The sequence below is a fragment of the Brevibacillus sp. TJ4 genome, assembly GCF_044627595.2.
Lineage (GTDB): Bacteria > Bacillota > Bacilli > Brevibacillales > Brevibacillaceae > Brevibacillus.
In genome coordinates, this window is record NZ_CP185865.1 from 1,461,578 (window position 1) to 1,487,371 (window position 25,794).

Annotated in this window: 19 protein-coding genes and 1 other annotated feature; of the genes, 17 read left to right on the forward strand and 2 right to left on the reverse strand. The window is 56.4% G+C overall.

The window, feature by feature from the left end; genetic code table 11:
- The first annotated feature begins 32 nt into the window (after positions 1-32).
- The 5 genes from ACAF76_RS07015 (at position 33) to ACAF76_RS07035 (ending at position 7,227) form a co-directional block, all read left to right on the forward strand.
- On the forward strand, positions 33-518 hold the full coding sequence (locus ACAF76_RS07015; RefSeq protein ID WP_400163214.1) for a DivIVA domain-containing protein: 486 nt from the start codon (positions 33-35) through the stop codon (positions 516-518).
- 55 nt (positions 519-573) lie between these two features.
- Positions 574-860 (forward strand) — a binding site (T-box leader).
- A gap of 51 nt (positions 861-911) precedes the next feature.
- Positions 912-3,692, forward strand: coding sequence for an isoleucine--tRNA ligase (gene ileS, locus ACAF76_RS07020; RefSeq protein WP_400163215.1), 2,781 nt, complete (start codon positions 912-914; stop codon positions 3,690-3,692).
- Positions 3,693-3,873: 181 nt separating this feature from the next.
- Positions 3,874-4,635, forward strand: coding sequence for a TraR/DksA C4-type zinc finger protein (locus tag ACAF76_RS07025; RefSeq protein ID WP_400163216.1), 762 nt, complete (start codon positions 3,874-3,876; stop codon positions 4,633-4,635).
- Positions 4,636-4,653: 18 nt separating this feature from the next.
- A complete protein-coding gene (locus ACAF76_RS07030; protein WP_400163217.1) occupies positions 4,654-5,772 on the forward strand; it encodes a mandelate racemase/muconate lactonizing enzyme family protein in 1,119 nt (372 codons plus the stop codon).
- A 27-nt stretch (positions 5,773-5,799) separates the two neighbouring features.
- Positions 5,800-7,227: an MFS transporter gene (locus tag ACAF76_RS07035; protein ID WP_400163218.1), complete on the forward strand. Its 1,428-nt coding sequence runs from the start codon at positions 5,800-5,802 to the stop codon at positions 7,225-7,227.
- Positions 7,228-7,257: 30 nt separating this feature from the next.
- Here the strand turns inward: ACAF76_RS07035 and ACAF76_RS07040 are convergent, their stop codons facing one another.
- Entirely contained in the window at positions 7,258-7,737 is a 480-nt protein-coding gene (locus ACAF76_RS07040; RefSeq protein ID WP_400163219.1) for an NUDIX domain-containing protein, read from the reverse strand.
- 23 nt (positions 7,738-7,760) lie between these two features.
- Entirely contained in the window at positions 7,761-8,699 is a 939-nt protein-coding gene (locus ACAF76_RS07045) for an NAD(P)/FAD-dependent oxidoreductase (protein WP_400163220.1), read from the reverse strand.
- A gap of 269 nt (positions 8,700-8,968) precedes the next feature.
- Here ACAF76_RS07045 and ACAF76_RS07050 point away from each other — a divergent pair, with 269 nt between their 5' ends.
- The 12 genes from ACAF76_RS07050 (at position 8,969) to ACAF76_RS07105 (ending at position 25,773) form a co-directional block, all read left to right on the forward strand.
- Complete coding sequence (locus ACAF76_RS07050; protein ID WP_400163221.1) at positions 8,969-10,393, forward strand: LCP family protein; 1,425 nt, start codon at positions 8,969-8,971, stop codon at positions 10,391-10,393.
- A gap of 85 nt (positions 10,394-10,478) precedes the next feature.
- Positions 10,479-11,072 (forward strand): Hsp20/alpha crystallin family protein, encoded by a 594-nt coding sequence (locus tag ACAF76_RS07055; protein WP_400163222.1) that lies wholly within the window; start codon positions 10,479-10,481, stop codon positions 11,070-11,072.
- Positions 11,073-11,214: 142 nt separating this feature from the next.
- On the forward strand, positions 11,215-13,368 hold the full coding sequence (locus ACAF76_RS07060) for a DNA topoisomerase III (RefSeq protein WP_400163223.1): 2,154 nt from the start codon (positions 11,215-11,217) through the stop codon (positions 13,366-13,368).
- Between the two features lie 86 nt (positions 13,369-13,454).
- The gene (locus ACAF76_RS07065) at positions 13,455-14,120 is read left to right on the forward strand and encodes a PspA/IM30 family protein (protein ID WP_400163224.1); all 666 of its coding nucleotides are present in this window, start codon (positions 13,455-13,457) and stop codon (positions 14,118-14,120) included.
- A 122-nt stretch (positions 14,121-14,242) separates the two neighbouring features.
- Positions 14,243-14,647 (forward strand): DUF350 domain-containing protein, encoded by a 405-nt coding sequence (locus tag ACAF76_RS07070; protein WP_400163225.1) that lies wholly within the window; start codon positions 14,243-14,245, stop codon positions 14,645-14,647.
- A gap of 24 nt (positions 14,648-14,671) precedes the next feature.
- Positions 14,672-15,178 (forward strand): DUF4178 domain-containing protein, encoded by a 507-nt coding sequence (locus ACAF76_RS07075; RefSeq protein WP_400163226.1) that lies wholly within the window; start codon positions 14,672-14,674, stop codon positions 15,176-15,178.
- 12 nt (positions 15,179-15,190) lie between these two features.
- Entirely contained in the window at positions 15,191-15,961 is a 771-nt protein-coding gene (locus tag ACAF76_RS07080; protein WP_400163227.1) for a DUF4247 domain-containing protein, read from the forward strand.
- A 377-nt stretch (positions 15,962-16,338) separates the two neighbouring features.
- Positions 16,339-16,977, forward strand: coding sequence for a DUF4912 domain-containing protein (locus ACAF76_RS07085; RefSeq protein ID WP_400163228.1), 639 nt, complete (start codon positions 16,339-16,341; stop codon positions 16,975-16,977).
- 52 nt (positions 16,978-17,029) lie between these two features.
- Positions 17,030-19,948, forward strand: coding sequence for a 1,4-alpha-glucan branching protein domain-containing protein (locus ACAF76_RS07090; RefSeq protein WP_400163229.1), 2,919 nt, complete (start codon positions 17,030-17,032; stop codon positions 19,946-19,948).
- A gap of 15 nt (positions 19,949-19,963) precedes the next feature.
- The gene (locus ACAF76_RS07095; protein ID WP_400163231.1) at positions 19,964-22,342 is read left to right on the forward strand and encodes a sugar phosphate nucleotidyltransferase; all 2,379 of its coding nucleotides are present in this window, start codon (positions 19,964-19,966) and stop codon (positions 22,340-22,342) included.
- 24 nt (positions 22,343-22,366) lie between these two features.
- Positions 22,367-24,352, forward strand: a complete 1,986-nt coding sequence (locus ACAF76_RS07100) for a glycoside hydrolase family 15 protein (protein WP_400163232.1) — start codon at positions 22,367-22,369, stop codon at positions 24,350-24,352.
- A complete protein-coding gene (locus ACAF76_RS07105) occupies positions 24,349-25,773 on the forward strand; it encodes a phosphoglucomutase/phosphomannomutase family protein (protein WP_400163233.1) in 1,425 nt (474 codons plus the stop codon). The genes ACAF76_RS07100 and ACAF76_RS07105 overlap by 4 nt, the downstream gene beginning before the upstream one ends.
- Positions 25,774-25,794 lie beyond the last annotated feature (21 nt).

Below are 25,794 nucleotides of genomic sequence, written 5' to 3' on the forward strand. Positions count from 1 at the left end.
CAACGATTCTTCCAGAAAAGTGGGGGGTACATGTGCCGTTAACGCCATTGGATATACACAATAAAGAATTCAGCACGGGCTTTCGTGGGTATAACATCGACGAAGTAAACGAGTTTTTGGATCAGATCATCAAGGATTTCGAGCTGCTGATCAAGGAAAAGAAGGAAATGGAAGAGCGGATCGCGGTCCTCAATGAACGTGTCGAACATTACAAAAGCCTGGAGGAAAATCTGAGCAAATCGATCCTGGTGGCGCAGGAGACGGCAGAAGACGTCAAGTCAAACGCGCGCAAGGAAGCACAGCTCATCCTCAAGGAAGCGGAGAAAAACGCAGATCGCATCGTCAACGAGGCATTGGCCAAGTCGCGCAAAATCGCGATTGAGATCGAAGAGCTGAAAAAGCGGGCGTCTGTCTACCGGATGCGATTCCGCACGTTGCTGGAAGCGCAGCTGGAGATGCTCGAGCACGGAGCCTGGGATGATATTGAGCAGGCAGATTCGGCGGTAGCGGTTGAATAAAGCATTGACGGAATGTCGATGATGGTACTATAATGAAAGACAACTTTTTCACATCATACAGACGATGAACGGGACGAGTACGTGATACAGCGCTGTGTAGAGAGCCGGGGACAGGTGAAAGCCCGGTCAGTCGCGGTCAACGGAAAATCACCCGGGAGTTCAAGAGCTGAAAGCTGTGCTGTATCCTCGTCCGATCGGATAGGGAAGCGGCGATAAGCAAGTAAGTGAGCGAGTCATTCCCGTTAGTGAATGAAATGAGTGAAACGATGGTTCGTCATGCCCGCGTGCATGACCAATCGTTTAATCAGGGTGGTACCACGGGAGCCTTCTCTCGTCCCTTTTGCGGACGAGCGAAGGCTTTTATTTATTTATTAGGTAGGAGTGAAAGCAGTCATGGATTACAGCAAAACGCTGCAACTGCCCAAAACCGATTTTCCGATGCGCGGCAATCTGCCGAATCGGGAACCGCAGATCCAGGCAGCCTGGGATGAGAAGAAGATTTATCAAAAAGTACAGGAGCGTACCAAAGGACGCCCTTCCTTTGTACTGCACGACGGCCCTCCGTACGCCAACGGAAATCTGCACATCGGCCACGCCTTGAACAAAATTTTGAAGGATATCATCGTTCGTTCCAAATCGATGACCGGTTACGATGCGCCGTACGTACCGGGCTGGGATACCCACGGTTTGCCGATCGAGCAGGCGATTATCAATGCAAAAGGGCTTGATCGCCGTTCCATTGAAGCGATCGAATTCCGCAAGCTCTGCGAAGAGTACGCCTGGTCCTACATCGACATCCAGCGCGAGCAGTTCAAGCGCCTCGGCGTGCGCGGCGATTGGGAAAATCCGTACGTCACCTTGACTCCGGAGTATGAAGCGCATCAAATTCGCGTCTTCGGCGAGATGGCGAAAAAAGGCTACATCTACAAAGGTCTGCGCTGTGTGTACTGGTCCCCGTCTTCGGAGACCGCTTTGGCAGATGCCGAGATCGAGTACAAAGACAAGCGCTCGCCTTCCATCTACGTCAGTTTTCAGGTTGTGGACGGCAAAGGGAAGCTGGATACTGATACAGGCGTTGTCATCTGGACGACGACTCCTTGGACGATTCCGGCGAACCTGGCGATTTCCCTGCATCCGGAACTGGAATACAGCGTAGTGAAGGTCGATGACCGCAAATTCCTCGTTGCCAGCGGATTGCTGGAGGCAGCCTCAAAAGAGATCGGCTGGGAGAACCCGGAAGTGCTGGCTACTTTCCAAGGAAGTGAACTGGAAGGCGTCATCACCCAGCATCCGTTCTACGACCGCACCTCACCGCTGATCCTGGGCGAACACGTCACGCTTGATGCCGGTACGGGCTGCGTGCACACGGCGCCAGGACACGGGGAAGACGACTTTGCCATCGGGAAAAAATACAATCTGGGAGTTCTCTGCCCAGTTGACCATGAAGGGAAAATGACGAGCGAGGCGCCTGGTTTTGAAGGATTGTTCTACGAAGACGCCAACAAGGTCGTCACGGAAAAGCTGCAGGAAAAAGGAGCGCTGCTCAAACTGAGCTTCCTGACCCACTCCTATCCGCATGACTGGCGCACGAAAAAGCCGGTTATTTACCGTGCTACCGAGCAGTGGTTTGCTTCGATCGACGGCTTCCGCGAGCAAATGCTGGAAGCGATCAAAAACGTCAAATGGATGCCGCACTGGGGCGAGACCCGTCTGGCAAACATGATCGCAGACCGCGGTGACTGGTGCATTTCCCGTCAGCGCGTCTGGGGCGTACCGATTCCGATTTTCTATTGCAAAGCGTGCAACGAGCCGATCATCAACGACACGACGATCGAGCACATCGCTGAATTGTTCCGCAAAGAAGGCTCTTCCGTCTGGTTCGCGCGGGAAGCGAACGAACTGGTGCCACAAGGGCTGACCTGCGAATGTGGCTGCACCGAATTCCGCAAAGAGACGGACATCATGGACGTGTGGTTTGATTCCGGCTCCAGTCACCAGGCTGTACTGAAAGAGCGCGGCATGAGCTGGCCGGCAGACATGTACCTGGAAGGTTCCGACCAGTATCGCGGCTGGTTCAACTCGTCGCTGTCGACGGCAGTAGCTGTCTATGGTACTGCGCCGTACAAATCGGTCTTGAGCCACGGTTTTACCCTCGACGGTGAAGGGCGCAAAATGTCCAAGTCGCTTGGCAACACCGTCGTGCCGCAAGAGGTTATCGACAAACTCGGGGCTGACATTCTCCGCCTGTGGGTAGCGTCTGTCGACTATCAGTCCGACATGCGCATTTCCGACGCCATTTTGAGCCAGATCGCCGAGGTGTACCGGAAAATCCGCAATACGTTCCGCTTCCTGTTGGGCAACCTGGACGGCTTCGATCCGGCCAAAGACCGCATCGCTTACGAGCAGTTGGGCGAGCTGGACCGCTACGTGCTGGCCAAGGCGGCACAGGTTACGGATCGTGTGCGCAAGGCGTACGGAGAGTACCAGTTCCATACCGTTTTCCATACGGTACACAACTTCTGCGTCATCGACCTGTCTTCGTTCTACCTCGACATCTGCAAAGACAGACTGTACGTAGACGCGCCAGATAGCCTGCGACGCCGCGCAGCGCAGACTGTAATGTACGACTGCCTGCTGACGCTGGTTAAACTGATCGCGCCGATTCTGCCGCATACGACAGATGAGGTATGGGGCTTTATTCCGGGAGTCGTGGAAGAAAGCGTGCAACTGACCGACATGCCGGAAGCCGATCCTACACATTTGAGCTTCTCCGCAGCAGCGACAGACAAGTGGGATGCTTTCCTGGAGATTCGCGCCGAAGTGCTGAAGGCGATGGAGGAAGCGCGCCGCAACAAGGTATTCGGCAACTCCGTAGACGCCAAGCTGGCGCTGTACCCGGACAGCGAGCAAGTCGCGACTACGCTTGCAGCCATGGACGATCTGGCTGACCTGTTCATCGTCGCCCATGTCGATCTCCATCCGGTGGGCACGGCTGCACCGGCAGAAGCTGTGCAAATGGAAGACATTCGCGTCGTCGTCGCGCCCGCAGACGGTACGAAGTGCGAACGCTGCCGCGTCGTGAAGCTGGACGTAGGTACGGTTGCAGCGCATCCAACGCTGTGCGAGCGCTGCGCGACAATCGTTGAAAAGCATTACGCGCACGTAGCAGAATAATCGTTTTACCAAGACAAACCTGTCTTTCCCTGCAGAGGGGAAGGCAGGTTTTTTTATATCGCCACTTTTTCAGTCCGCTGCCCCTTCCTGGCGCAAAAAAGGAACAGCCCGGATCGGTTATTTCCCACCTCGCCAAGACATACTACCAGTTGAGGAAAACGAAACGAAGGTGGTGTCTGGCGTGGACCAGAAAATAATGGCCCGACTGCGAGAGAGACTCCTGGAGGAAAAGCGGGAGATCGAGGATAGAGTGGAAGGACACTACGGCTTGCGCGAGGAAATGGCGGAATCCTTGCAGGAATTTTCCATGTACGACAACCATCCTGCCGATATTGGCAGCGAGCTGTTCGAACGGGAAAAAGACCTGGCGCTGGACAGCCTCGATCGGGAAGCGCTCAAGGAGATTGACCAGGCCCTGACCCGGATGGAAGAGGGGACATACGGACTGTGCACCGTCTGCGGCCAGGAGATTCCCCGCGAACGCCTCGAAGCGTTTCCGCGTGCCATGACGTGCAAGGAGCACGCACCAGCTCCTGGTCTCAACAACGACCGTCCTGTCGAGGAAGAGTTTTTGCAGCCTCCGTTCGGGCGTACCTCGCTCGATGAGAAGGACGAGCAAAACACATTCGACGGCGAGGATGCCTGGCAGATCGTCGAGGCCTGGGGTACTTCCAGCACGCCGTTTTCCTTTGTGGATAACGACAAGACCGATTACAAGGAAATGTACGTCGAAAGCGATGAGCCCGATGGCTTTGTAGAGGCAGTCGAGCAAATCTGCTATACCGGGATCGAAGGCAACACAGGTCCTGACAGTGTGAGCTTCATGCGCAGCGGAACGTATGAGGAGTACATGCGAAAGGGCGAAGGGAAAGGCAACTTTCTGGACTACGAAGACTATGAGACAGAGCGAGCCGAGCGAGAGGGCCGCGACGATTTGCTGTAGACGGAGGCGCAACATCTCATGCAGATTGAACGCGTGGAAACCTACCCGCTGCTCTACCGCCTCCCGCAGGCGTATGGAGATGCGAACGGCTACAAGAAATACCGCAGCTCGTATTTGATTCGTCTCATTACCCGCAGCGGAATCGACGGCTGGGGAGAAGTCATCGACTGGCTGCCCACTCTGGACATCGGCTTTCGCGAGCGGATCATTCCGTATTTGGTCGGCAAGCATGCTTCTGATCGATTGGAAATAGTCAAGACGATCAGCAAATGGCACCAGCGATCGGCGTCAGGGGTGAGCATGGCGTTGACGGAGATCGTGGCCAAGCGCGCCGGCCTCTCTGTCTGTGAGCTGTGGGGAGGGGCGATGCACCAGAAGGTCCCTCTCTACGCTTCTTTTCAGTCGTACAGCGAGGACGCCGACTGGATGACGCGTTCGATCTCCCGGGTCGCCAATCAGGTGGCATCCGGCTTTTGCAAGGTAAAGGTAAAGATCGGCGGACGCAAAATTCGCGATGACCAAAAGCATATCGAATACTTGATGAACTCTCTTTCTCCGGACGTCCGCGTGGCGCTTGACGCCAACCAAAGCTACGATTTGTCGGCGATGCTGGAGTGGAAGCACTTTTTATCCCGCTATCCGAACTGGATGTGGATCGAGGAACCGATGCCGATGGAAAAAGTGCAGGAGTACGCCAGATTGCGGCAGGCGCTTTCCGTGCCGCTGGCTGGAGGGGAGAACCTGACCCGCTGCCAGCAGTTCCTCCCTTTGTACATGCAGGGAGCGATCGATATTGCCCAGCCTGATTCGATGCACACCGAAGGGATTGATGAGTACCGCACGCATGTGGCACTGGCGCGGCAATTTGGTTATCGCATCTCGCCGCACGCCTATGACGGCAGCCTGAGCCGGCTCTACGCCCTGTTTGCCCAGGCGTGTTTGCCAGCCTGGAGCAAGATGGCAGGAGAGGAGCTGGAGCCAGTGGAACTCGACGTGATGGACAATCCGTTTACCGGGTTGTTCGAGCTCACGTATGCAAAAGGCGAGGCGCTGCTTCCGCAAGGACCGGGAATTGGATTGGAGCCAAACTGGGATGTGATCCGGGCGTTTCGCTGGGATGGCAGTATGTACGTATAAGAAAAACAGAGGAGTGGCGAATAGCGAATGGCGCAAAATGCGAAGAACCTGATTGGTTTGACAGGGATTCCACTGGTCATGGTTTTGGGCAACTCGATGCTGATCCCCGTCTTGCCGAAGATGGAGTCAACGATGAATTTGTCCTCGCTTCAATCCAGTTTGCTGATTACCGCGTTTTCCATTGCAGCAGGCATCGTGATTCCGTTCGCCGGCTACTTGTCGGACAGGCTGCGGCGCAAGATTGTCATCATCACTGCCTTGATCCTGTATGGGTCAGGCGGCCTGGTGGCGGGGCTGGCGGGATTGTGGATGGACAACCCGTACTGGATAATCATGCTCGGGCGGGTGATGCAGGGCATCGGGGCGGCAGGTACTGCTCCTATCGCGATGGCAATGGTCGGCGATTTGTTTGACGGCGCCGGAGAAAGCCGTGCTCTCGGCCTGCTTGAGACTTCGAATGGAATCGGCAAGGTGCTCAGTCCGATCATCGGCTCCTTGCTCGGCTTGATCGCCTGGTATATGGTGTTTCTCGCGTTTCCGGTCATTTGTGCAGTGATTTTGTTATTATTTTTCTTCTTGACCAAGGAAAAGACAAAGCAAAAACAGCCGATGCCGGTCAAGCAATACGTCCACTCGATCGCGACTGTATTTCGCCAGCATGGCAAATGGCTGGTTCCCGCCTTTTTTATCGGCAGCATCTGCCTGTTTACGCTGTTTGGCGTACTGTTCTACCTCTCCAATCTGCTGGAGGAGTCGTATCATATCGACGGAGTCGCCAAGGGCGGTCTGCTGGCGATCCCGCTATTGGTAATGAGCATTACGGCGTATATCACCGGTCTGATCATCAAGAAGAAGCTGCAGCGCATGCGCTGGTTTGTCATCATCGGGATGTTTTTGCTCGGGGCTTCCTATGTGAGCGCCACTTTTGTCAGAGGGGCGTATACGCTGATCGGCATCCTCGTCATCGGCAGCGTCGGGACAGGGATGATCCTGCCGTGCCTGAACAGTATGATCGTCGGCGCGGTCAAAAAGACGGAGCGCGGCATGATTACATCGCTGTACAACGGCGTCCGCTTTATCGGGGTGGCGATCGGCCCGCCTGTCTTCACCTGGCTGCTCGGCATTTCCCGCACGGTCATGTTTCTGTCTATCGCCGCATTGTCGCTGGTGTTTGCCGTCGTGGCACTCTTTTTTCTGAAGCCGAAGCAGGCAGAAGCGCAATCTGCGGCAGAGTCATCCCAGGCAGCAGTGCAGGAAAAGGGCAGCGAAACGAGCGAGGAAGAGCAGCAGAAACTAAAAGAGCAGGAAGCGTGGCGGCACATCTCGCAAGCATTGGGGATCGAGCCGCAGAACAAGGATGAGAGGCGAAAAGAGGAGGCAATCGAAAAGTACGGTTTTGATCCGGGAGAGATGATCGATCACCTGTTTCGGAAAGAAAAGGAGAAAGGGAAATGACGGGCAGCAACTGCCCTCTCTCCCTTTCTCCTATTTCCGTTGGTCGGCAAATCGATGTTGTAGCGCCTGCGCCAGGGCGAGCGGATACACGTCGTCATACAACAGTCGGCTGAACCGGGGATCCCCTTTGACATCGAGCGGAATTTGCTCGAAGACAACCGTTTCCGACACATCCTCCCCGGACGGCGTCTGTGTGTAGGACAGGACTCGCGCCACGTAAATGTCTTTGCTCCATTGGCGGTTTACGGTGTACTGACCGATCCGTTCGATGCCGTCGAGGATCGCTCCCGTCTCTTCGAAAACCTCGCGCAGGGCGGCGGCGATACTGCTCTCATGCGGCTCTACCTTGCCCCCGGGCAGCTCGATGCCGCGCTGCCGATGGCGGGTAAACAGCAGCTTGCCCTGCCAAAAGGGGAAGATCAGCACATGCCGTGCCTCTTGCCGGTCATACTCGCGGGAGTCAAACGTAAGCGTCACAGGAAAGCCAAAGTCGTCAGTAAATGCGTGCATGGAAAATCTCCTTCAAGTCTTCGTCAGCGGGTTTCGTTTTGTGCAGCTTGTCGATCGAGCGACAGGGAAATGTGCTTGACGGCGCGCATGGCTTGACCGGCAGCGAGGGAGAGGCTGGCGTATTCCGCGCCGTTGCTTACGTCGCCAATCGCGTAGATCCAGTCGCTCGCAGCCAGCTGGAAGCTGTCCGTCTGCAAATAGTAATTGCCAAAGGTGGGCAGTGGAGCAAACCCTTGACTGTTGCCGCGCACGCCGATGCGGGGCAAAATCCAGTCGACCTGAATGGAAGCAGGCGTGTCAGACCGTGTAGAGTGCAGACGCAAATCAATGCTGCCTGCTGCTCCCGCTTCGTAGCTGTCGATTTGCGTCTCCCAGAAAATGTGCAGATTGGGCAAGGATGCGATCCGGCGTATCCATTGCGGCTGAGCCCGCAGCCGGTCGCTGCGCACGAGCAGGTACACCCGTCTGGCATGCAGGCAGAGGTTGGCCGCAGACTCCAATGCGCGATCGCCGCCGCCGATGACGGCTACATCCTGGCCACTTACCGTCTTGGCCTGGGCCGTCGTGGAGAACCACGGGGACAAAACGCGCCTGCATCCCGCCAGTTGAGGCAGTTCATTGGGGCTGACTCCCGTGGCTACGACGAGGTAATCGGCGCGATAGACGGAGCGGGAAGTCGTGATTTCATGGGTGTGCACATCGACGGATACAATCGCCTCGGAAAGCCTCGGTTGCAGCCCGGCAACCGTCGGGTGAGTGGTCAGCGCCGACAGCAATGCGGCTCCATTCGGATACACATGGGGAGGGAAATCGCGAATCTCATTGTGGATGTGCGCCAATTGCCCTCCGAGTGCATCCGTTTTTTCGATCAGGAGAGAGGATAGTCCCAACCGGTGGCACCAGATGGCTGCTGACAACCCCCCGATGCCGCCGCCCGCGATCAGAACCTGTACGTGTTCCACCGTTTCGTCCCTCCGTTTTCCCATTTTCATGTTTATACTGTCTGATCGAGTACGATCAGGTTTTTCCAGATCCGTTCAGATAGTTTTAGACTACCTGTTTCAACAGGCGAGTGCAAGAACGTTCTCCGCCTTCTGTGCGTCATACAGACATGAGGCGATGAATCTTGATTTCCAATTCCAGGGACAGGTATGTTAGAATAATCGTAATTTTCCACGATGTACGCACTATACAGAAAATGACCAGCCGTCCCTAAAGGAGCGTTGAGGCGATGCAAGTTCAGAAGAGAACAGCCACACCTTCCCCTGCTTCCGGCAAACGCAAAACCAAACGAGGGAAGCGGGGAGCGCGGTTATACGTCATGCTGGGCATCGCTCTGTTTTTTTTCACTGTGACCGTAGCTGCCGGATTCATTTTAAACGAGATGAACAAGACGCTGGAGGTCGTGACCGATGACCCCTACAAGCTCCCTGATGTCAAGCCGATCAGCCGCGAGTACACAGAAAAAGAGCCGATTTCCTTTGTCATCGTCGGGGTGGATACACGAGCCAACATCGGCATGCTGAACACCGATGTGCTGATCGTGGCTGTAGCCGATCCCGAGACGAAAAAGCTGACAATGGTTTCCCTGCCGCGGGACACGCGCGTGGAGATGCCAGGCTATCCAGGCTACCACAAGGTCAACGAAGTGTTTGCACTAGGGGAAAACATCCGCCACAGTGCAGAGAGCAAGGGACAGCCCGTGACGGAAAACGGAATGACCTTGTTGAAAAAAACGCTGGAACAGATGCTGGGAATTCCGGTTGAACATTACGTACTGCTCGACTTCGAAGGCTTCACCTCGGTGATCGACACTCTCGGCGGAGTAAGCGTCGAGGTAGATCGGGACCTGGTTTACGAACTGCCCCAGCAAGGAGTGTACCGCACGCTGAAAAAAGGCCAGCAGGTTCTCAATGGAGAGCAGGCCCTCGGCTTCGTCCGCCATCGCATCGACAGAAGGGGGGACGCCTACAACTCCAGCGACTTCGACCGCAACCGGCGGCAGCAGCAAGTGATCCGAGCGGTCGCGGACAAGGCGGTGTCCATTGACGGTTTGAGCAAAATGACGCAGCTGCTGGAAACGATGGGAAACCACATTCGCACCGATTTGTCGCCGGAGCAGATCAAAGGACTCGCCTTTGACTTCAGTGGCATCTCTTCCCAGCAAATGGTGTCACTCGACAACGGCGCAGTCTGGAAGTCGCCGTACTCGCTGTGGCCGCAGAAAAACATGCAGGAAGTGCGGGCATCACTGCGCGCGGAGATGGACGGCAAGCCTCTCGCCGCCACGCGAAAGCTAAGCGACGCTGCCGTTCTGGAGATTGCCCAGATTCAGGCACCGGCCAGGTCCACTGCGCCTGCTCCCGCGAAGCCGGCCGCCACGAAGCCGCAAGCGACGGAACAAGCAGCACCCAGCCCGCCCCCGCCAAGCACGACGCCGGGAAATGGAGGACAGGACGCGCTGCCGCCATCCCAGTCTCCGGCACCGGAGCAGCAGCAGGAACAGCCACCTGACACACAGCCCGCGCCACAGGACACGCCAGCGCAAGTCCCCATGCCCGAACAGCCAGGAGGCGTGGAGCCGTATCCTTCTGATCTGCCGCCGCCCGATATTATCGCGCCGCCTGCCCCGGTGGCGGGGGACGCCGGGATGTGAGGGCACTTTGGACGGTTGCGGGACATCCGCCTACTGCATATCCTGATCTCGAGGAAAGGAAGAGCGACGAGAGGGGGTATATGCAGTGAAAACATTGCAGGAGTCGATTTTGAAGCTGAAAAAAGCGTCAGAATCGCTTTCCCGCCTGGACGTTGATCCCAAGCACCCATGGCCAGCCCTGGAGCAAATGAACCAGATCATGGACGCCTCCTTTTGGGAGAGCCTGGCCGAAGTGCACAAGCACGCCCATCTGAGCGCCAGCAAAGGGCCGGAAGAAATCAAGCCGAGAGTGAGAAGAAAAAGAAAGCGCAAGAATGAAAGCATAGAGAGCGTCGTTCTGGACGGGACTCCTTTTTTCCCCAGCACGGATGTGTTCCAAACCGATCAACTGGTCATCCTCTGTTGCGATGTGCCCGGCTTTGTCCGTAACAGTCTGGAAGTCACCCTGCTGGATGAGCAGCTCGTCGAGGTAAAGGGGCAAATCCGCGAGCATGTCTACGCCGATTCGTGCACCTTGCGTGAGCGGACGTACGGATCGTTTTGCCGCCGTGTGAAGCTGCCTGCGCCGGTCAGTGGAAAAGGGATCAGGTCGCAGTATCAGGACGGGCTGCTGGATGTGTTCTTTATCCGCCAGTCTCCCGGAGGAGTCCCGCACAGCTCGAAACATCCCCAGACGTAGACCGGTTTGCTACTCCATCTTGATTCACCAAGGTGGGGTTTTTTCTTGCCAACTGCCGTCTTCCGTTGCCAGGCTTTCTTTGCCGATTTGTAGTAAAATAATGAAGGGAACGAATGTTTTTAAACAGGGAGAATACTCGTCAATGAAAGTCGTAATCGCAGAAAAACCGGATCAGGCACTAAAGCTGGCCAGTCCGTTTTCGTACCGGAAACAACAAGGATACCTGGAGGTAAAGCCCAATTCCATCTTTCCCCGCGGAGCGTATTTCACCTGGGCGGTCGGGCACGTATGCGAGCTGGTCCCGCCAGAGGCATACAATCCTGCCTGGAAAAAATGGTCGGTCGAATCGCTGCCGATCATTCCTGACTCGTTTCGCCATCAGGTGATGCGCTCCAAAGCGAAGCAGTTTGGCATCATCAAACAACTGCTGCGTCGCCAGGACATCACGGAAATCATCCACGCGGGTGACGCCGGGCGTGAAGGGGAGCTGATCGTCCGCACGATTATCGCGCTGTGCGGCGTGAAAAAACCGATGAAGCGGCTGTGGATTTCATCGCTTACCGAGAAGGCGGTCATGGCCGGTTTTTCCAGCCTTTTGGCAGAGTCCGAGACGCGCAATCTGTACCAGGAGGCGTACAGCCGGGCTTGTGCAGACTGGCTGGTGGGGATGAATGCGTCCCGCGTCTACACGCTTTTGCTCAAGCAAAAGGGCATCCAGGACGTCTTTTCCGCCGGTCGGGTACAGACGCCTACCTTGGCGCTGGTCGTCAAGCGGGAGAAGGAGATCGCCGCTTTCAAGCCCGAGCCGTTTTGGGAAGTGAAAGCCAGCTTCGAGGTGGAGAAAAAGCGCTACGAAGGAACGTGGCACAAGGACGGGGAGTCCCGCATCAAAGACCCTGAGCTGGCGGCGCGCATTGCTGCTTTTTGCCAGGACAAGCCTGCGAAGGTCGCGGACGTGCAGACGGAGCGCAAGGAGTTTTTGCCGCCGTACCTGTTCAACCTCTCTTCGCTGCAGGCGACTGCCAACAAGATGTACAAATACTCGCCGCAGAAGACGCTGGACATCGCCCAGAAACTCTACGTCAAAGGACTGCTCTCCTATCCGCGCTCGGATTCTTCTTTTGTCACCGCAGAAGAGGCGAAAAGCTTTCCCGATATTTTGGCGAAACTGTCCCGCCAGTCCGAGTTCCAGTCCTATTTTCCGCTGCCCAAAAGCTCGATTGCTCACGATCGCCGATTCGTCAATGCGAAGAAAGTGACCGACCACTACGCGATCATCCCGACAGAGCAGGTGCCGACGTTTTCCCGCCTGTCCAAGGAAGAGCAGCACATCTACGATTTGGTCGCACGCCGGCTGATTGCTGCCCACCACGAGAGCGCCTTGTACGACTACACGACCGTCCAAACACTGGTGGAGGACCGCGCTACTTTTCTCAGCAAAGGCAAGGTGCAGGTGCGAGCTGGATGGCGCGACGTGATGTTTGACGACAAGGACGACAAGGACGCGATCTTGCCTCCGCTGGCTAGCGGGGAAACGGGCAAGGTGAAGAAAGCGACGGTCAAGGAAAGCAAGACCCAGCCGCCCAAGCGCTACACCGAGGGCGATCTGATTACCGTGATGAAGACCGCTGGCAAGCATCTGGAGGACGAAGAGCTGGAAAAAGTGCTGTCGCGTACAGAAGGGCTGGGGACAGAGGCGACGAGAGCCGGGATTATCGCCATGCTCAAGCAGCGCAAGTACATGGAGATACGCAAAAACCAGGTGTTCGCCACGCCAAAAGGAATGCTTCTGATCGATGTGATCGGCGATAAAATTCTCGCCTCGCCGGAGATGACCGCCCGCTGGGAGCAGCGTCTGGCCCAGATCGGACAGGGAGAAGCGTCAGCCGAAACATTCATGGAGCAGGTGCGCAAACTTTCACACAAGATCGTGACCGATGCAGTGGAGCAATCCCGGCACTGGCAGCTATCCGCGTACGAGGTGGAGTCTATGCCCAAGCAGGCTTCCAGGTTTACGTTGGGCAAGAAGGTGGCAGTCTGCCGCGTTTGCCAGGGCGATCTGGTAGACAAAGGAGATTTCTACGGCTGTTCGAATTACAAGAAAAGCAACTGCTCCGTCACCGTGTCCAAGACGATCATGGGCAAAAAAATTACCCCGACCAACGTCAAAAAGCTGATGGAGACGGGCAAAAGCAATCTGATCAAAGGCTTCCAAAAAGGAAAAGAGCGTTTCGACGCCTATCTGGTCTGGGATGAGCAGGAAAAGAAAGGGAAAATAATATCGCGTGAAAAATGAAACTTCACTAGCTGAACAGCGTAACACATAGTAATGAGATGGCGGCGCAGGCCGTACTTCCCGAACCCGTTAAGGAGGAAATCGTTATGTCCATTTTCAAAAGACTTCGCGACCTGACCATGTCCAACCTGTACGCTCTGATTGAGAAAGCGGAAGACCCGATCAAAATGACCGACCAATACCTGCGCGACATGCAGGAAGACCTGGCAGAGGCAGAAAAGGCTGTCGCTGCGCAAATCGCCCTGGAAAAGAAATTCAAGGTGCTGTATGAAGAACAGGAAGAATTGGTGAAAAAGCGCGATGAACAAGCGCATATCGCCGCTCAGGCGAAAAATATCGACCTCGCCCGCCGTGCTTTGGAAGAGAAGAAAGCAGCCGAGCAGAAAGCGGCGGAGTACAAGGCCAGCTACGAGAAAAACAAGGCTAGCGCCGACGCCTTGCGCGAGAAGCTGGTTGAGATGAAAAAGCAGATTACCGAGCTGAAAAACAAGCGCGAGACACTGGTGGCACGCGTCAATGCCGCAAAAGCGCAAAAGTCGATCAACCAGTCGATGTCCGGTTTCGATTCCAGCTCTGCGATGTCCGGTCTCAAGCGCATGGAAGAAAAAGCGCTGCAGCTCGAGGCGGAAGCGGAAGCAAGCGGCGAGCTGTACAAGAAGGAATCGTCGCTCGATGAGGAAATTGCCAAGCTGAGCAAGGACCAGCAAGTGGAAGACGAGCTGGCAGCATTGCTGAAAAAATACGAAGGGTAAACCGCTGCGCAAGCGGTCCCTTTTTTTTGCCGACTGTCGGGTTTGCGTTATGGTTCACGCGGTGCGGTGGTCGTGCGCAAATCCGGATTCTATGAATGTGACAAGTACGGAGGCGATCTTGTTTGGAATGGAGAGAAGTTCTCGCAATGCTGGTCTGGACCGGGGCCGGTGCGGTCTTGTTGTTTGTCTTGATGTGGATCGATTCCTTGTTTACGAAGTACAAGGATTTGACGGAAATGAAAAACGGCAATATGGCTGTGACGGTTCGCTTCCTGATGAAGCTGTTTGCCCAAGGGTATATTCTTGCCCAGTCGATCAATCATTCGAATGACCTGCATATCGCTCTTCTCGTTTCGGTGATCTCATTTGTCATTTTATTTGTCCTGGAAAGAGTGGTGGAATGGGTATTCCGCTTGCTGGCAGGCCTCAATCTGGAAGAGGGCACACATCAGGGAAAGGTGACACATGCGCTGCTGGCCGGTTCCTTCCACGTCATCGGAGCGATGATTTTGGCAGCCTGCCTTTGATCAGAGCCGGAAAGGAGTTCAGCCATGAGCTTGTTCAAACGAATTCAAAATATTTTTGCCAAGCATGAGCCGCCAGCGCCGGAGAAAAGCATTATGACGATCGCGCCGGGTGACGTCATGGAAGTGTCGCTGGTGACCTACCAGGTGACGGGAAAAGCGTTCAACGCCGGCCGAAATGCGATGATGCTCACGCTGCAGGACGGCAGACAAATCCGTTATCTGTACGTGGAAGAGCGCGAACGCACAGTGTACCATCTGTACCAGATGATCGACGGCCGTCTGGATGCAGTGGACGAGGTGCCGACGACAATCGAGATGGAGGATGTCACGTACCATCTCGAAGAGCAGTACTCCGGCCGCATCAGTACGGTAGGCAAGACGCCGTTTGCCAATTCCGGCGAGCAGTACATCTGGCAATTCCAGTCCGATCAGCGCCAGCTGCTGCGGATCGAGTGGCAGGACGGGCGCTTCATGCTCTACGAGGGAGAACATGTTTTGCCCGCAGATGTGCAGGTCTTGCGTGGAAGCTAGGGGGGAGGGCATATGCCGCATCATTGGATGAACCGAATCAAGGTGTTGCTGATTCCGGCGATCTTTCTGCTGGCGATGGCCGGAGCAGGTGGCAAAGCCCCGGACGTAGGCGAAGTATACGCGTTGGAATCCGTCAACAATGCGGATGGCAGCCAGACTTCCTACGTCTACCGTGCGGAAAACAAGACGGTTCCGGAAGTGGCTGAAGAGCTGGTAGCGATAAAAAAACCGGACGAGATATCTCCGGAAGATCCGCAGAACATGTTTCTCGTCTACAGCGATGCCTGGTACCATTTGCAGCAGGATCAGGCGAAGCCGACGGACACATTGGTTCAGGTGGACAGTGAGGCTTTCGTCAAAAACAATTACGACATTTCGTTTTTGGAAGCCTACTTTATCGCATCCGTACTGGAGGATGTTCTCGACGGACTGAGCGGGAGCGGCGGCAGCTATCGCGGCTATTCCAGCAAGGACGTCTACGAGCCGAAAGGGACCTACAGCACACCGAGCAGTCCGGCGCCGCCGACGACAAAGGAAGGCACGGGGAGTATCTTCAAGCGGAGCGACAAAAGCGTGGACGGCAGCGGGAGTGTCGGCTCCGGCGGCAGCATTTTCAAGCGTAGTGATACACCGAGCTCGAGTACATCGACCGGTACGATCACCCGAAACTCCTCAGGTGGCGGTGTTACGTCGCAAAAAAGCTCACCTGCCTTTTCGCCCCCGAAAAAATCACCTCCCCGCACCAAAGTAGGCGGGATGGGACGAATTACCAAACGGCGATAAACCGCAATCCGCACAAACAGGCATCTCGCCACTACCGCCAATATTTCGACTGCTGACCAATGCTTTTTTTAGCATTGGTTTTTTTCTTTGCTCATAAATTGTTTGGGAAAAGATTTGTTTCAGACCACGGAAAAACGCTTTCCTGAAAAGAAGGGCACATGTCTACAGCATGTAAGCGATTTCCAAATGATGCCGACGACTTTTGTTTGGTCTTGACGAAAACAAGATTGCATATCGACAAAAGAACAAGCGAAGCGAAACCATCGTTCGACAGTTTTTCCTGGACACTTTGGCTATGATGGCATTGTTGCGAAAGAAAGATAGCCGCACGTAACCAGGATGCGGCAACGAATACCTGGAGAGGAGCGAGCGTTAGTATGCTGGAAAAAATCCATCACCTTCGTTCACAAGCCGTCCCAACCGCGCAAATAGCCAAAGAGTGCGGACTGACTGTGGGGCAGGTCGAGTGCTGGTTAAAAAAGGAAGAATCATCTGTACGCGAGAAAGCGGGCATGTACGAATCCCAGCAAAGTACGCAATCCGATCCGGACCAGCAATGGCGTTTGCCATCGTTTTACGGGGGAGATTGTCTCAAATTGATGGTACAGGGTCCGACGGTGTTGTTTGCCTACTGGGAAATCACCTGGCCGCGGATGAGGATGGTCGCCTCCTATTTGCAAAGCGATTACCGGCAGATCCAAAAAGGGCTGCGACTGTACGACGTAACCGACCGGTTGTTTGACGGGCACAACGCGCACAGCTATCGCGATGTCCGGGTCTTGGATGATGCGACGAGCTGGTACGTCTACGGCATGGAAGCAAACCGTACCTATATCGCCGACTTCGGCCTGTTTGACAAAGATCAATTTTGTCCGATACTGCGCTCAGAGCCTGTCGTCACGCCGCGCAATACAAAAGCCGTGTGGGGCGAACCGCTGATCGAGCCTGTGACCGATCCGGCCAGACCTGCGTGGTTTGAAAATTTCTCCTCGTATTCCCTCTACTGCAAATCGTAAGCGAGAAGCAGGAGGTTGCGTTTGAATCTACATACATGCGGAGGTGATGTCGGTGGCAGACGGTTACTTCTCTTTGGTCCTGCACGCCCATCTGCCCTATGTGCGCCATGCCGATCGAGCAGATCGTCTGGAGGAGCGCTGGGTGTATGAGGCGATGCTGGAATCGTACATCCCTCTGATGCTGATGTGTGAAAAACTGCTCGCGGACGGCATCCCGTACCGCTTGACTCTCGCCGTATCGCCGACCCTGCTCTCGATGCTCGACGACGGGCTGATCCAGTCGAGATTTTACGCCCATCTGGCCAAAAGCGTGGAGCTGGCTGGACGGGAGATCAAGCGGACGGAGAACCAGCCGCAGGAACAGCGTTTGGCGAAGATGTATCTGGAGCGGTTTCGCGAAATCGCCAGCTATTGCCGCAGGGTAGATTACCAGCTCGTTCGCGCCTTGCAGCGCTTGCAGGACAGCGGCTGCGTGGAACTGATCACCTGCGCGGCGACGCACGCGTTTCTCCCGCTGGTCGAGACAGAAGAGGCGATACGCGCCCAGATCAACATCGGCATCGACACGCACGAGCGCATCCTGGGGAGGCGGCCGGAAGGGATTTGGCTTCCGGAGTGCGGCTATACCCCTGGACTGGATCGGTTGCTCGTCGAGGCCGGACTTCGCTACTTTTTCGTCGACAGCCACACGATACAGCATGCCACGCCCGAGCCGAGGAGAGGTTTGTATGCGCCGCTTCTGACCCCGCACGGTGCTGCAGCCTTCGCCCGCGACGAGGCGGCTTCCCGGCAGGTGTGGAGTTCGTTTGACGGCTATCCGGGCGATTACGACTACCGGGAATATTACCGCGACATTGGCTTCGACCGGGACATCGAATACATCCACCCGTATATTCACCCGACCGGGCTGCGCGTACATACGGGGTTGAAATACCACCGGATCACCGGGCCTGACTCGTACAAGGAGTGGTATCAGCCCGAGCGTGCCAAAGAGAAGGCGGCGGAGCATGCCGGACACTTTCTCCACCAGCGCGAGCAGCAGGTGGAGGAGGCTTCTTCCTGGCTCGACCGCAAGCCGCTGATCGTGGCTACGTACGATGCCGAGCTGTTTGGACACTGGTGGTATGAAGGACCCCAATTCCTCGATTTCCTTCTGCGTAAGACAGCGTGTGATTCCACCCGCATCCAATTGGTCACCCCTTCCGATTATCTGGATTTGTATCAGGAAAACGACCGCGCCCGCCTGCCGATGTCCTCCTGGGGGAGAAACGGCTATGCCGAAGTCTGGCTAAATGAGCACAATGGCTGGATATACCGGCATCTGCACCAGGCGGAGCGCGAGATGATCGAAGTGACAAGTGCCCATGTTCGGAAGATGGCAGTCGGCGATGCCGAGCAGCCTGCTCTCTTGAACCGTGCCCTCAGGCAGGCAGCCCGCGAGCTGTTGTTGGCGCAAAGCAGCGACTGGGCGTTTATCATGGATGGGCAGACGGTCGTGGAGTATGCGGTACGGCGCGTGCACGACCACCTCGTACGGTTTCGCGAGCTGGCAGACATGCTCAGACAGGGGCAGCCGGATGAGGCGAAAATTGCCGCGTACGAAGCCGCATATCCGCTTTTTCCCGCGCTTTCCGAGAGGTACTATTTGCCTGCGGCAGCGCATAGAGTGAACGTGTCGCAACAACTGGTCGCGGTCGGCATGGAGCCGCGCAGCAACGCCCGTGTGCTGATGCTCAGTTGGGAATTTCCTCCTGACGTCATCGGCGGTCTGGGCAAGGCGGTATACGATTTGGCGCGTCATCTGGTGCGCCTTGGCCAGGAGGTGCATGTGCTGACAGCGGCATCCGGCTCGCGGGTAGGCAAAGACATCGTAGAAGGGATTCACGTCCATCGGGTTAGACCGTATCTCGCTTTGGAGAAGGAGGATTTTTTGCATTGGGTATTCCAGTTGAACCTGGCCATGGTCGATGAAGCACAGCACTTGTACCGCAACGGACTGCGACCGAACGTGATCCACGCCCATGACTGGCTCGTCGGCTGGGCGGGCATGGAGCTTCGCGAGAGGTGGTCCAGACCGCTGGTGACCACCGTCCATGCGACGGAGCACGGACGCAATCAAGGTATCCACACCGTCTTGCAGCAGCGTATTCACGAATGCGAGGAGTTGCTTGTTCATCGCTCCGACCGCGTGATTGTGTGTAGCCAGTACATGCGCGAAGAAGTACAGCGGCTGTTTGCGGCTAGCGGCGAAAAGCTGCATCTGATCTACAACGGCGTGGAGCTGCCGGACGAACCGAGCGAAGCCTGGTGCGACAAGGCGAGAGTGTGGCGGCAGGAGCTGTGCCAGGGAAGCGGTCCCTTGCTCTTTTTCGTCGGCCGGCTGGTCCGGGAAAAAGGGTGCCATGTGCTGCTGGAGGCGCTCCCGGAGCTGGTCGGGGAGTTTCCCGGGCTTACACTCGTCATCGCGGGGAAAGGACCGATGCGCGGCGAGCTGGAGCAACTGTCGGAGCGGCTGGGGATCGCCCAGCACGTCCGCTTTCTCGGATTTGTGGAGGATTGGCAAAGGAATATGCTGTTTCGAATTGCAGATATAGCGGTTTTTCCCAGCCTGTACGAACCATTCGGCATCGTCGCTTTGGAGGCGATGTCCTATGGAACACCACTCGTGGTTGCCGATACAGGAGGTCTGCGCGAGATTGTCCGTCATCAGGAAAACGGGATGACGATCTATGCCGGAGATGTCCAATCGCTTGTAAATCAAGTGCGCTGGCTGTTGCATCAACCACAGATGCGGGCACACATGGCGACGGTCGCAAAGGAAGACGTGCGGCGCACCTACAATTGGGCACATTTGGCGCAGCAAACGGCACAGTTGTACAGCTTTGAGTCTAAAGGAGCGACTGTGTGCGCTGCGCAACCGTGTGCAAGCAACCCGGCGGAAGATACGCTCGATGCGGGATTTCCAGTATAAAGGAGGAAGCGAAAGATGAAGGCAGTCATCATGGCTGGTGGAAAAGGCACCCGTTTGCGTCCGTTGACGACAAATACGCCAAAGCCGTTGGTTCCTTTGCTCAATCGGCCTTGCATGGAGTATACGATCGAGCTGTTGAAGCGGCACGGCATCACAGAGATCGCAGTCACCCTGCAGTACATGCCCGATGCGGTCCGCAACACGATTGGCGACGGCTCCCGCTACGGCGTTTCGATAGTCTACTTTGAAGAGACGACGCCACTGGGGACGGCAGGAAGCGTGAAAAATTGCGCGGATTTCCTCGACGAGCGCTTTGTCGTGATCAGCGGGGATACGCTGACCGATGTCGATCTGTCGGCGGCAGTTCGCTTTCACGAAGCAAAGGCGGCGCTGGCGACACTCGTCTTGACCCAGGTGGAGGCGCCATTGGAATTTGGCGTGGTAATGACAGATGAGAACGGCAAAATCACCCGCTTTTTGGAAAAACCGGCGTGGGCAGAGGTGTTCAGCGACACGGTGAATACAGGTATCTACGTCTGCGAGCCCGACGTCCTTTCGCATATTGCCAGCAAGCGGGAAGTCGATTTCAGCAAGGAAGTGTTTCCCCGCTTATTGCAGGAGCAAAAGCCACTGTACGGCTACGTCGCCAAAGGCTACTGGTCGGACATCGGCTCGCTGGAAGTGTATCGGCAGGCGCAGGTCGATTTGCTGGACGGCAAGGTCGACCTGCCGATCAAGGCTGAAGAGGTCGCTCCGCGCATCTTTATGGAGCCGAATGTGCGGATCGATTCATCCGTGCGTCTCCAGGGCCCGCTCTACATCGGGGAACAGGTGCATCTGCAGCCAGGTGTCAGCGTCGGTCCCTACACCGTTTTGGGGCAAAATGCGACGATCGCAGCCGGCAGTGCGCTTTCCCGGGCGATCGTCTGGGAAAACACGGTGATCGGCAAAAAAGCGGAAATTACGGGCGCGACGATTTGCCGCAACAACTGGATCGGTTCCTCGGTAGTGCTTGACGAGGCGACAGTGGTCGGGGACAACTGCTGCATCGGCTCCAACGCCGTCGTAAAAACGGGTGTGAAAATCTGGCCGGACAAAGAAATTGCCGAGAGTGCTACCGTCACGGAGTCGCTGATCTACCCTGTTCGGCAAGGCAAAAACTTGTTTGGCAGCTACGGCATCCGCGGGATTGGTAACGTGGACATTACTCCTGAGTTCGTGTCCAGGCTAGCGGCGGCGTACGCATATGTGCTTCCTGCCGGCAGTCGAATCGCGCTGTGCGCCTGCTCTCATCCGTTTGCCCAACTGCTCAAGCACAGCATGATGACCAGCTTGTGCTCTTCCGGGATCGATACGATTGACCTCGGGGTGGGGACTGCTCCCTCGCTTCGCTTCGGCGTGCGAAGCCTGCAAGGAGAAGGCGGCATCTACCTGTACATGACCGAGCCACAAGAGCAGCCGGAGGAGAAGCGAATCGTTATCCAGTTTGTCGATCGCCAAGGCTTGCCTGTCGCCCGCGACATGGAGCGGCAAATTGAAAATGCCTTTTTGCTCAAGACGTATGCACGCAACCTGGAACGGCTCGGGCAACTGGATGTCGGGTATCCGCTGCAGGAGGCGTACTTGCGCGGCGTGATGAGTGCGATCGACACAGAGGCGATTCGCAGCAGGCAATACGTATTGCAGATCGAGACCGATACGCGCTTTTTCCCCGGCTTTCTCTCTCCCTTGTTCGATGCCCTGGGAATCCGTGCTCGGTACGGCGCGGTCGAAGAGGGGAGCCAAGGGGCAGATTTCGCAGTTCAGATCAGCAAGGACGGCGAACAGCTTCGCCTGCTTTCGGCGACGGGAGAGCCGCTCAGCCCGGAGCAATTGATGGCGATTCAGCTGATGGCCTGCAGCAGTCAGCATCCGCGTATCGGCTTGCCCGTCAGTGCGCCAGTCGAGCTGGAACGGCTCGCCCAGCTTTTTCAAATCGAGGTGGTGCGCACCAAGGTCACGCCCCGGGCGATGATGGAGGTAGCGGCGACGGCAGACTTTCATCCGTTTCACGACGCCGTGTACAGCCTGATGCAAATTCTTTCGTTTATGGCGACGCGCAAGAAGTCACTCGACGAGCTTTTGCAAAATTTGCCGGTCTGCTATATGGAAAAGCAGATCGTCTTCTGCCCGTGGGCGTCCAAAGGGAGAGTAATGCGAAAAATGCTGGAGGAAAACAAGGGCAAGCTGCTCGAGCTGGTAGACGGGATCAAGGTCTACGATGCGAACGGATGGGTCCTGATCTTGCCGGACAACGAGGATTCCCACGTCAAGGTGATCAGCCAGGGCGCCACAGCGAAGACGGCAGCGAGGCTGGCGTCCTCATACGCCAAAAGAATTGCGGAGTACCAATAAGAAGCTGCGAAACGAGGTGTAGGCATGCCAAGACCGCTCGTCGTCGGGAACGGGAAGATGCTGATTAATTTTGACGACAGGCTTCACATGCGCGATCTCTTTTATCCCTACGTGGGACAGTTGAATCATATCGGCGGCCACTATTGCAGGCTGGGAGTCTGGGTGCAAGGGAGGTTTTCCTGGCTGCATGGAGATGATTGGGAGCGCACGCTTGGCTATGAGCGGGAGTCGCTGGTCACCAGTGCCCACGTCAGAAACGAAAGACTGCTCGTGTCGATGCAGCTTAACGATGGAATGCATCAGCGCGATCCTATCTTTTTGCGCAAGATACACATTCGCAACCAGGCGAGCGAAACGCGGGAAATGCGCCTCTTTTTCCATCACGACTTCAGCCTGAACGAGACCGAGGTAGGGGATACGGTGGTCTATGATCCGCAGCTCAACACCGTCTATCACTACAAGCGCAACATGTACATCATGGTCAATGGCATGACGCCGGTCGGCGGGATCGACCAGTACAGCCTGGGCACCAAGCGCTTCCACGATGCGGAAGGGACGTGGCGCGACGCCGAGGACGGGCTCCTCTCCGGCAACCCGATCGCCCAGGGTTCTGTGGACAGCACAGTCTCGCTGCGGGTGATTCTGGGGCCGCAGGAGGAGCAGGTGGTCACGTATTGGCTGTGTGTCGGCGATTCCTACCCGGAGGTCAAAAAGCTGAACCAGTACGTGCTCGACAGCGGACCGGAAAGGCTCTTGTCCCGGGTGTCGGTCTACTGGAGGCAATGGGTAAACAAGGAGGAGCGGAAGTTTGCCGATTTGCCGGAAGAGGTCGTCTCCCTGTACAAGACGAGTCTGCTGTTGGTTCGCACGCAGATCGACCAGCACGGGGCGATTCTCGCTGCCAACGACTCGGATATTTTGCAGTTTAATCGTGACCACTACAGCTACGTGTGGCCACGCGACGGAGCGCTGATCGCCTGCGCGATGGCAAACGCCGGCTATACGGGGTCTGTACAGCCTTTCTTTCAATTTTGTGCGAAGGCGCTCAACGAAGAAGGGTACTTGCAGCACAAATACAATCCGGATGGCTCTGTCGGATCAAGCTGGCACCCGCATATAGTAAATGGCGAGAAGCAGCTCCCGATCCAACAAGACGAGACGGCGCTCGTCCTGCACGCCTTGTGGGAGCAATACAAAAACGGCAAGCAAATCGAGGACTGCCAGGCGCTGTACGCTTCGCTGATCCGTCCGGCAGCGCGATTTTTGCTCCGCTACCTCGAACCGAAGCTGGGGCTGCCGTTGCCCAGCTACGATTTGTGGGAAGAGCGGCGCGGCATTTTTACGTTTACGAGTGCCACCGTATTTGCCGGACTCAAGGCGGCAGCCCGATTCGCCCAGCTTTTTGGCGATGAACGACGCTTTCAACGCTACGACGAAGGAGCGGAACAGATCCGCAGTGCGATGCTGGCGCATTTGTACGATCCGCAGTTGGGCCGTTTTTTGCGCGGGGTATACCTGCGGCCGGATGGTCGGGTGGAACCAGACAGCACACTCGAAAGCAGCCTGTTTTCCCTCTTCGCGTTTGGGGTGCTGCCGCCCGATGATGTGCGTGTGGTTCAGACGATGGAAGCGGTCAAACACGGTCTTGCGGTGCAGACACCAGTAGGGGGAGTCGCTCGCTATCAGGGAGACTTTTACTTTCAAAAGACGCAGGACACAGCCCGTGTCCCGGGCAACCCCTGGATTATCTGCACCTTGTGGATCGCGGATTGGGAGATTGTCCGCGCCAAGAGACGAGCGGAATTGCAGGAGGCAAAGGAACGGCTGTTGTGGGTAGCGCGGCACGCGCTGGAGAGCGGTGTATTGCCGGAACAGCTTGACCCGTTTACGGGCGCTCCTGTCTCCGTAGCGCCGCTGACCTGGTCGCACGCTACGTTTGTCGCGACTGTGCTGCGTTATTTGGAAAAGGAACAAGAGCTGCGGACGCGGGAGGAGAGGAAGGAAGGATGAGCGGAATTCGATTCGGTACGGACGGTTGGCGGGCGATCGTTGCCGATGGCTTTACGATGGAAAACGTCCGCCTGGTCGCGCAGGCGATCGCGAGCTATACAAAAGAAAACGGGCAGACGGAACAGCCGGTTCTCGTCGGCCATGATACGCGTTTTTTGGGTAGGCGCTTTGCCGAAGAGGTGGTTCGGGTATTGACGGCGAACGGACTGACTACCTATCTGGTCAATGAAGCAGCGCCTACACCTGCTGTTGCATTCGGCGTAAAGCATTTTGCCGCTAGTGGAGCAGTGATGATTACAGCCAGCCACAACCCGCCTGAGTACAACGGCATCAAGTACATCCCGGATTACGCCGGTCCGGCGACACCGGCAATTACGGCCAGGCTGGAAAAATGGATCGAGCGAATCGCTGCATCACGGGAGGTGCTCACCTGCTCGCTGCGGGAAGCACAGGAGGCAAAACGCATGCAGGTCATCGTCCTGCGCCCCCACTACGAAGCGCATTTGCGCCGGCTCGTCAATCTGGATGTACTGAAGGACTCTGCCTTGCACGTCGTCGTGGATGCCATGCATGGGGCAGGCATCGGCTACGTGAGCGGGCTTTTGCGGGAAGCGGGCGTGCAGACAGCGAGCATCCGGGAACAGCTTGACCCGTCGTTTGGCGGGAATCTTCCCGAGCCGACTGACAAGCATCTCGCTTTGCTCAAGCAGGAGGTCGTACAGCGACAGGCTTCGATGGGGCTGGCCAACGACGGGGATGCCGACCGGTTTGGCCTGGTGGACGAAACGGGCAGGTATATCCCGCCCAACGACGTACTCGTCCTGCTTGCCTATCATCTGGTGAAAAACCGCAAACTGTCCGGGCGCATCGTGCGAACTGTGGCAACGACGCATCTGCTCGACCGGGTTGCGGCTGAATACGGTCTGGAAGTCGTGGAGACGCCGGTTGGCTTCAAGTACATCGGCGCGCATATGCTAAAGGGCGATGTGCTGATCGGCGGCGAGGAAAGTGGAGGAGCGAGTATTCTCGGACATATCCCGGAGAAGGACGGTGTGCTGATCAACCTGTTGCTGGCGGAACTATGCGCTTGGGAGGGCAAGCCGATCGGCGACATTCTTCAGGATGTGCACGGACGATTCGGGCGTTTGTTTAACACGCGGCTCGATGTGCCGCTCGCACACAAACAGGACAGACTGAGCCAACTGATGGCCGCTCCACCCAGCCAGTTCGGTCCATATCCGGTCAAGGAGAGCCACGAGCTGGACGGAAAAAAACTGTTGCTCGAAGGCGGACACTGGATTCTCATTCGTCCATCCGGTACGGAGCCGCTGGTGCGCATCTACTGCGAGGCGGCGAGCCAGACTGCACTGGAACACATCAAGGAAGCTGTCAACGACTGGATGCTGGAAATATACGCGTAACGCTGTGGGAACTCGCCGGAG

Bases quoted from the DNA above. Each gene is read 5' to 3' on its own strand.
- ACAF76_RS07100 (WP_400163232.1), top strand. From the start codon at position 22,367: ATGCCAAGACCGCTCGTCGTCGGGAACGGGAAGATGCTGATTAATTTT.
- ACAF76_RS07030 (WP_400163217.1), top strand. From the start codon at position 4,654: ATGCAGATTGAACGCGTGGAAACCTACCCGCTGCTCTACCGCCTCCCG.
- ileS (WP_400163215.1), top strand. From the start codon at position 912: ATGGATTACAGCAAAACGCTGCAACTGCCCAAAACCGATTTTCCGATG.
- ACAF76_RS07080 (WP_400163227.1), top strand. From the start codon at position 15,191: ATGCCGCATCATTGGATGAACCGAATCAAGGTGTTGCTGATTCCGGCG.
- ACAF76_RS07075 (WP_400163226.1), top strand. From the start codon at position 14,672: ATGAGCTTGTTCAAACGAATTCAAAATATTTTTGCCAAGCATGAGCCG.
- ACAF76_RS07060 (WP_400163223.1), top strand. From the start codon at position 11,215: ATGAAAGTCGTAATCGCAGAAAAACCGGATCAGGCACTAAAGCTGGCC.
- ACAF76_RS07040 (WP_400163219.1), bottom strand. From the start codon at position 7,737: ATGCACGCATTTACTGACGACTTTGGCTTTCCTGTGACGCTTACGTTT.
- ACAF76_RS07035 (WP_400163218.1), top strand. From the start codon at position 5,800: ATGGCGCAAAATGCGAAGAACCTGATTGGTTTGACAGGGATTCCACTG.
- ACAF76_RS07095 (WP_400163231.1), top strand. From the start codon at position 19,964: ATGAAGGCAGTCATCATGGCTGGTGGAAAAGGCACCCGTTTGCGTCCG.
- ACAF76_RS07065 (WP_400163224.1), top strand. From the start codon at position 13,455: ATGTCCATTTTCAAAAGACTTCGCGACCTGACCATGTCCAACCTGTAC.
- ACAF76_RS07105 (WP_400163233.1), top strand. From the start codon at position 24,349: ATGAGCGGAATTCGATTCGGTACGGACGGTTGGCGGGCGATCGTTGCC.
- ACAF76_RS07050 (WP_400163221.1), top strand. From the start codon at position 8,969: ATGCAAGTTCAGAAGAGAACAGCCACACCTTCCCCTGCTTCCGGCAAA.
- ACAF76_RS07085 (WP_400163228.1), top strand. From the start codon at position 16,339: ATGCTGGAAAAAATCCATCACCTTCGTTCACAAGCCGTCCCAACCGCG.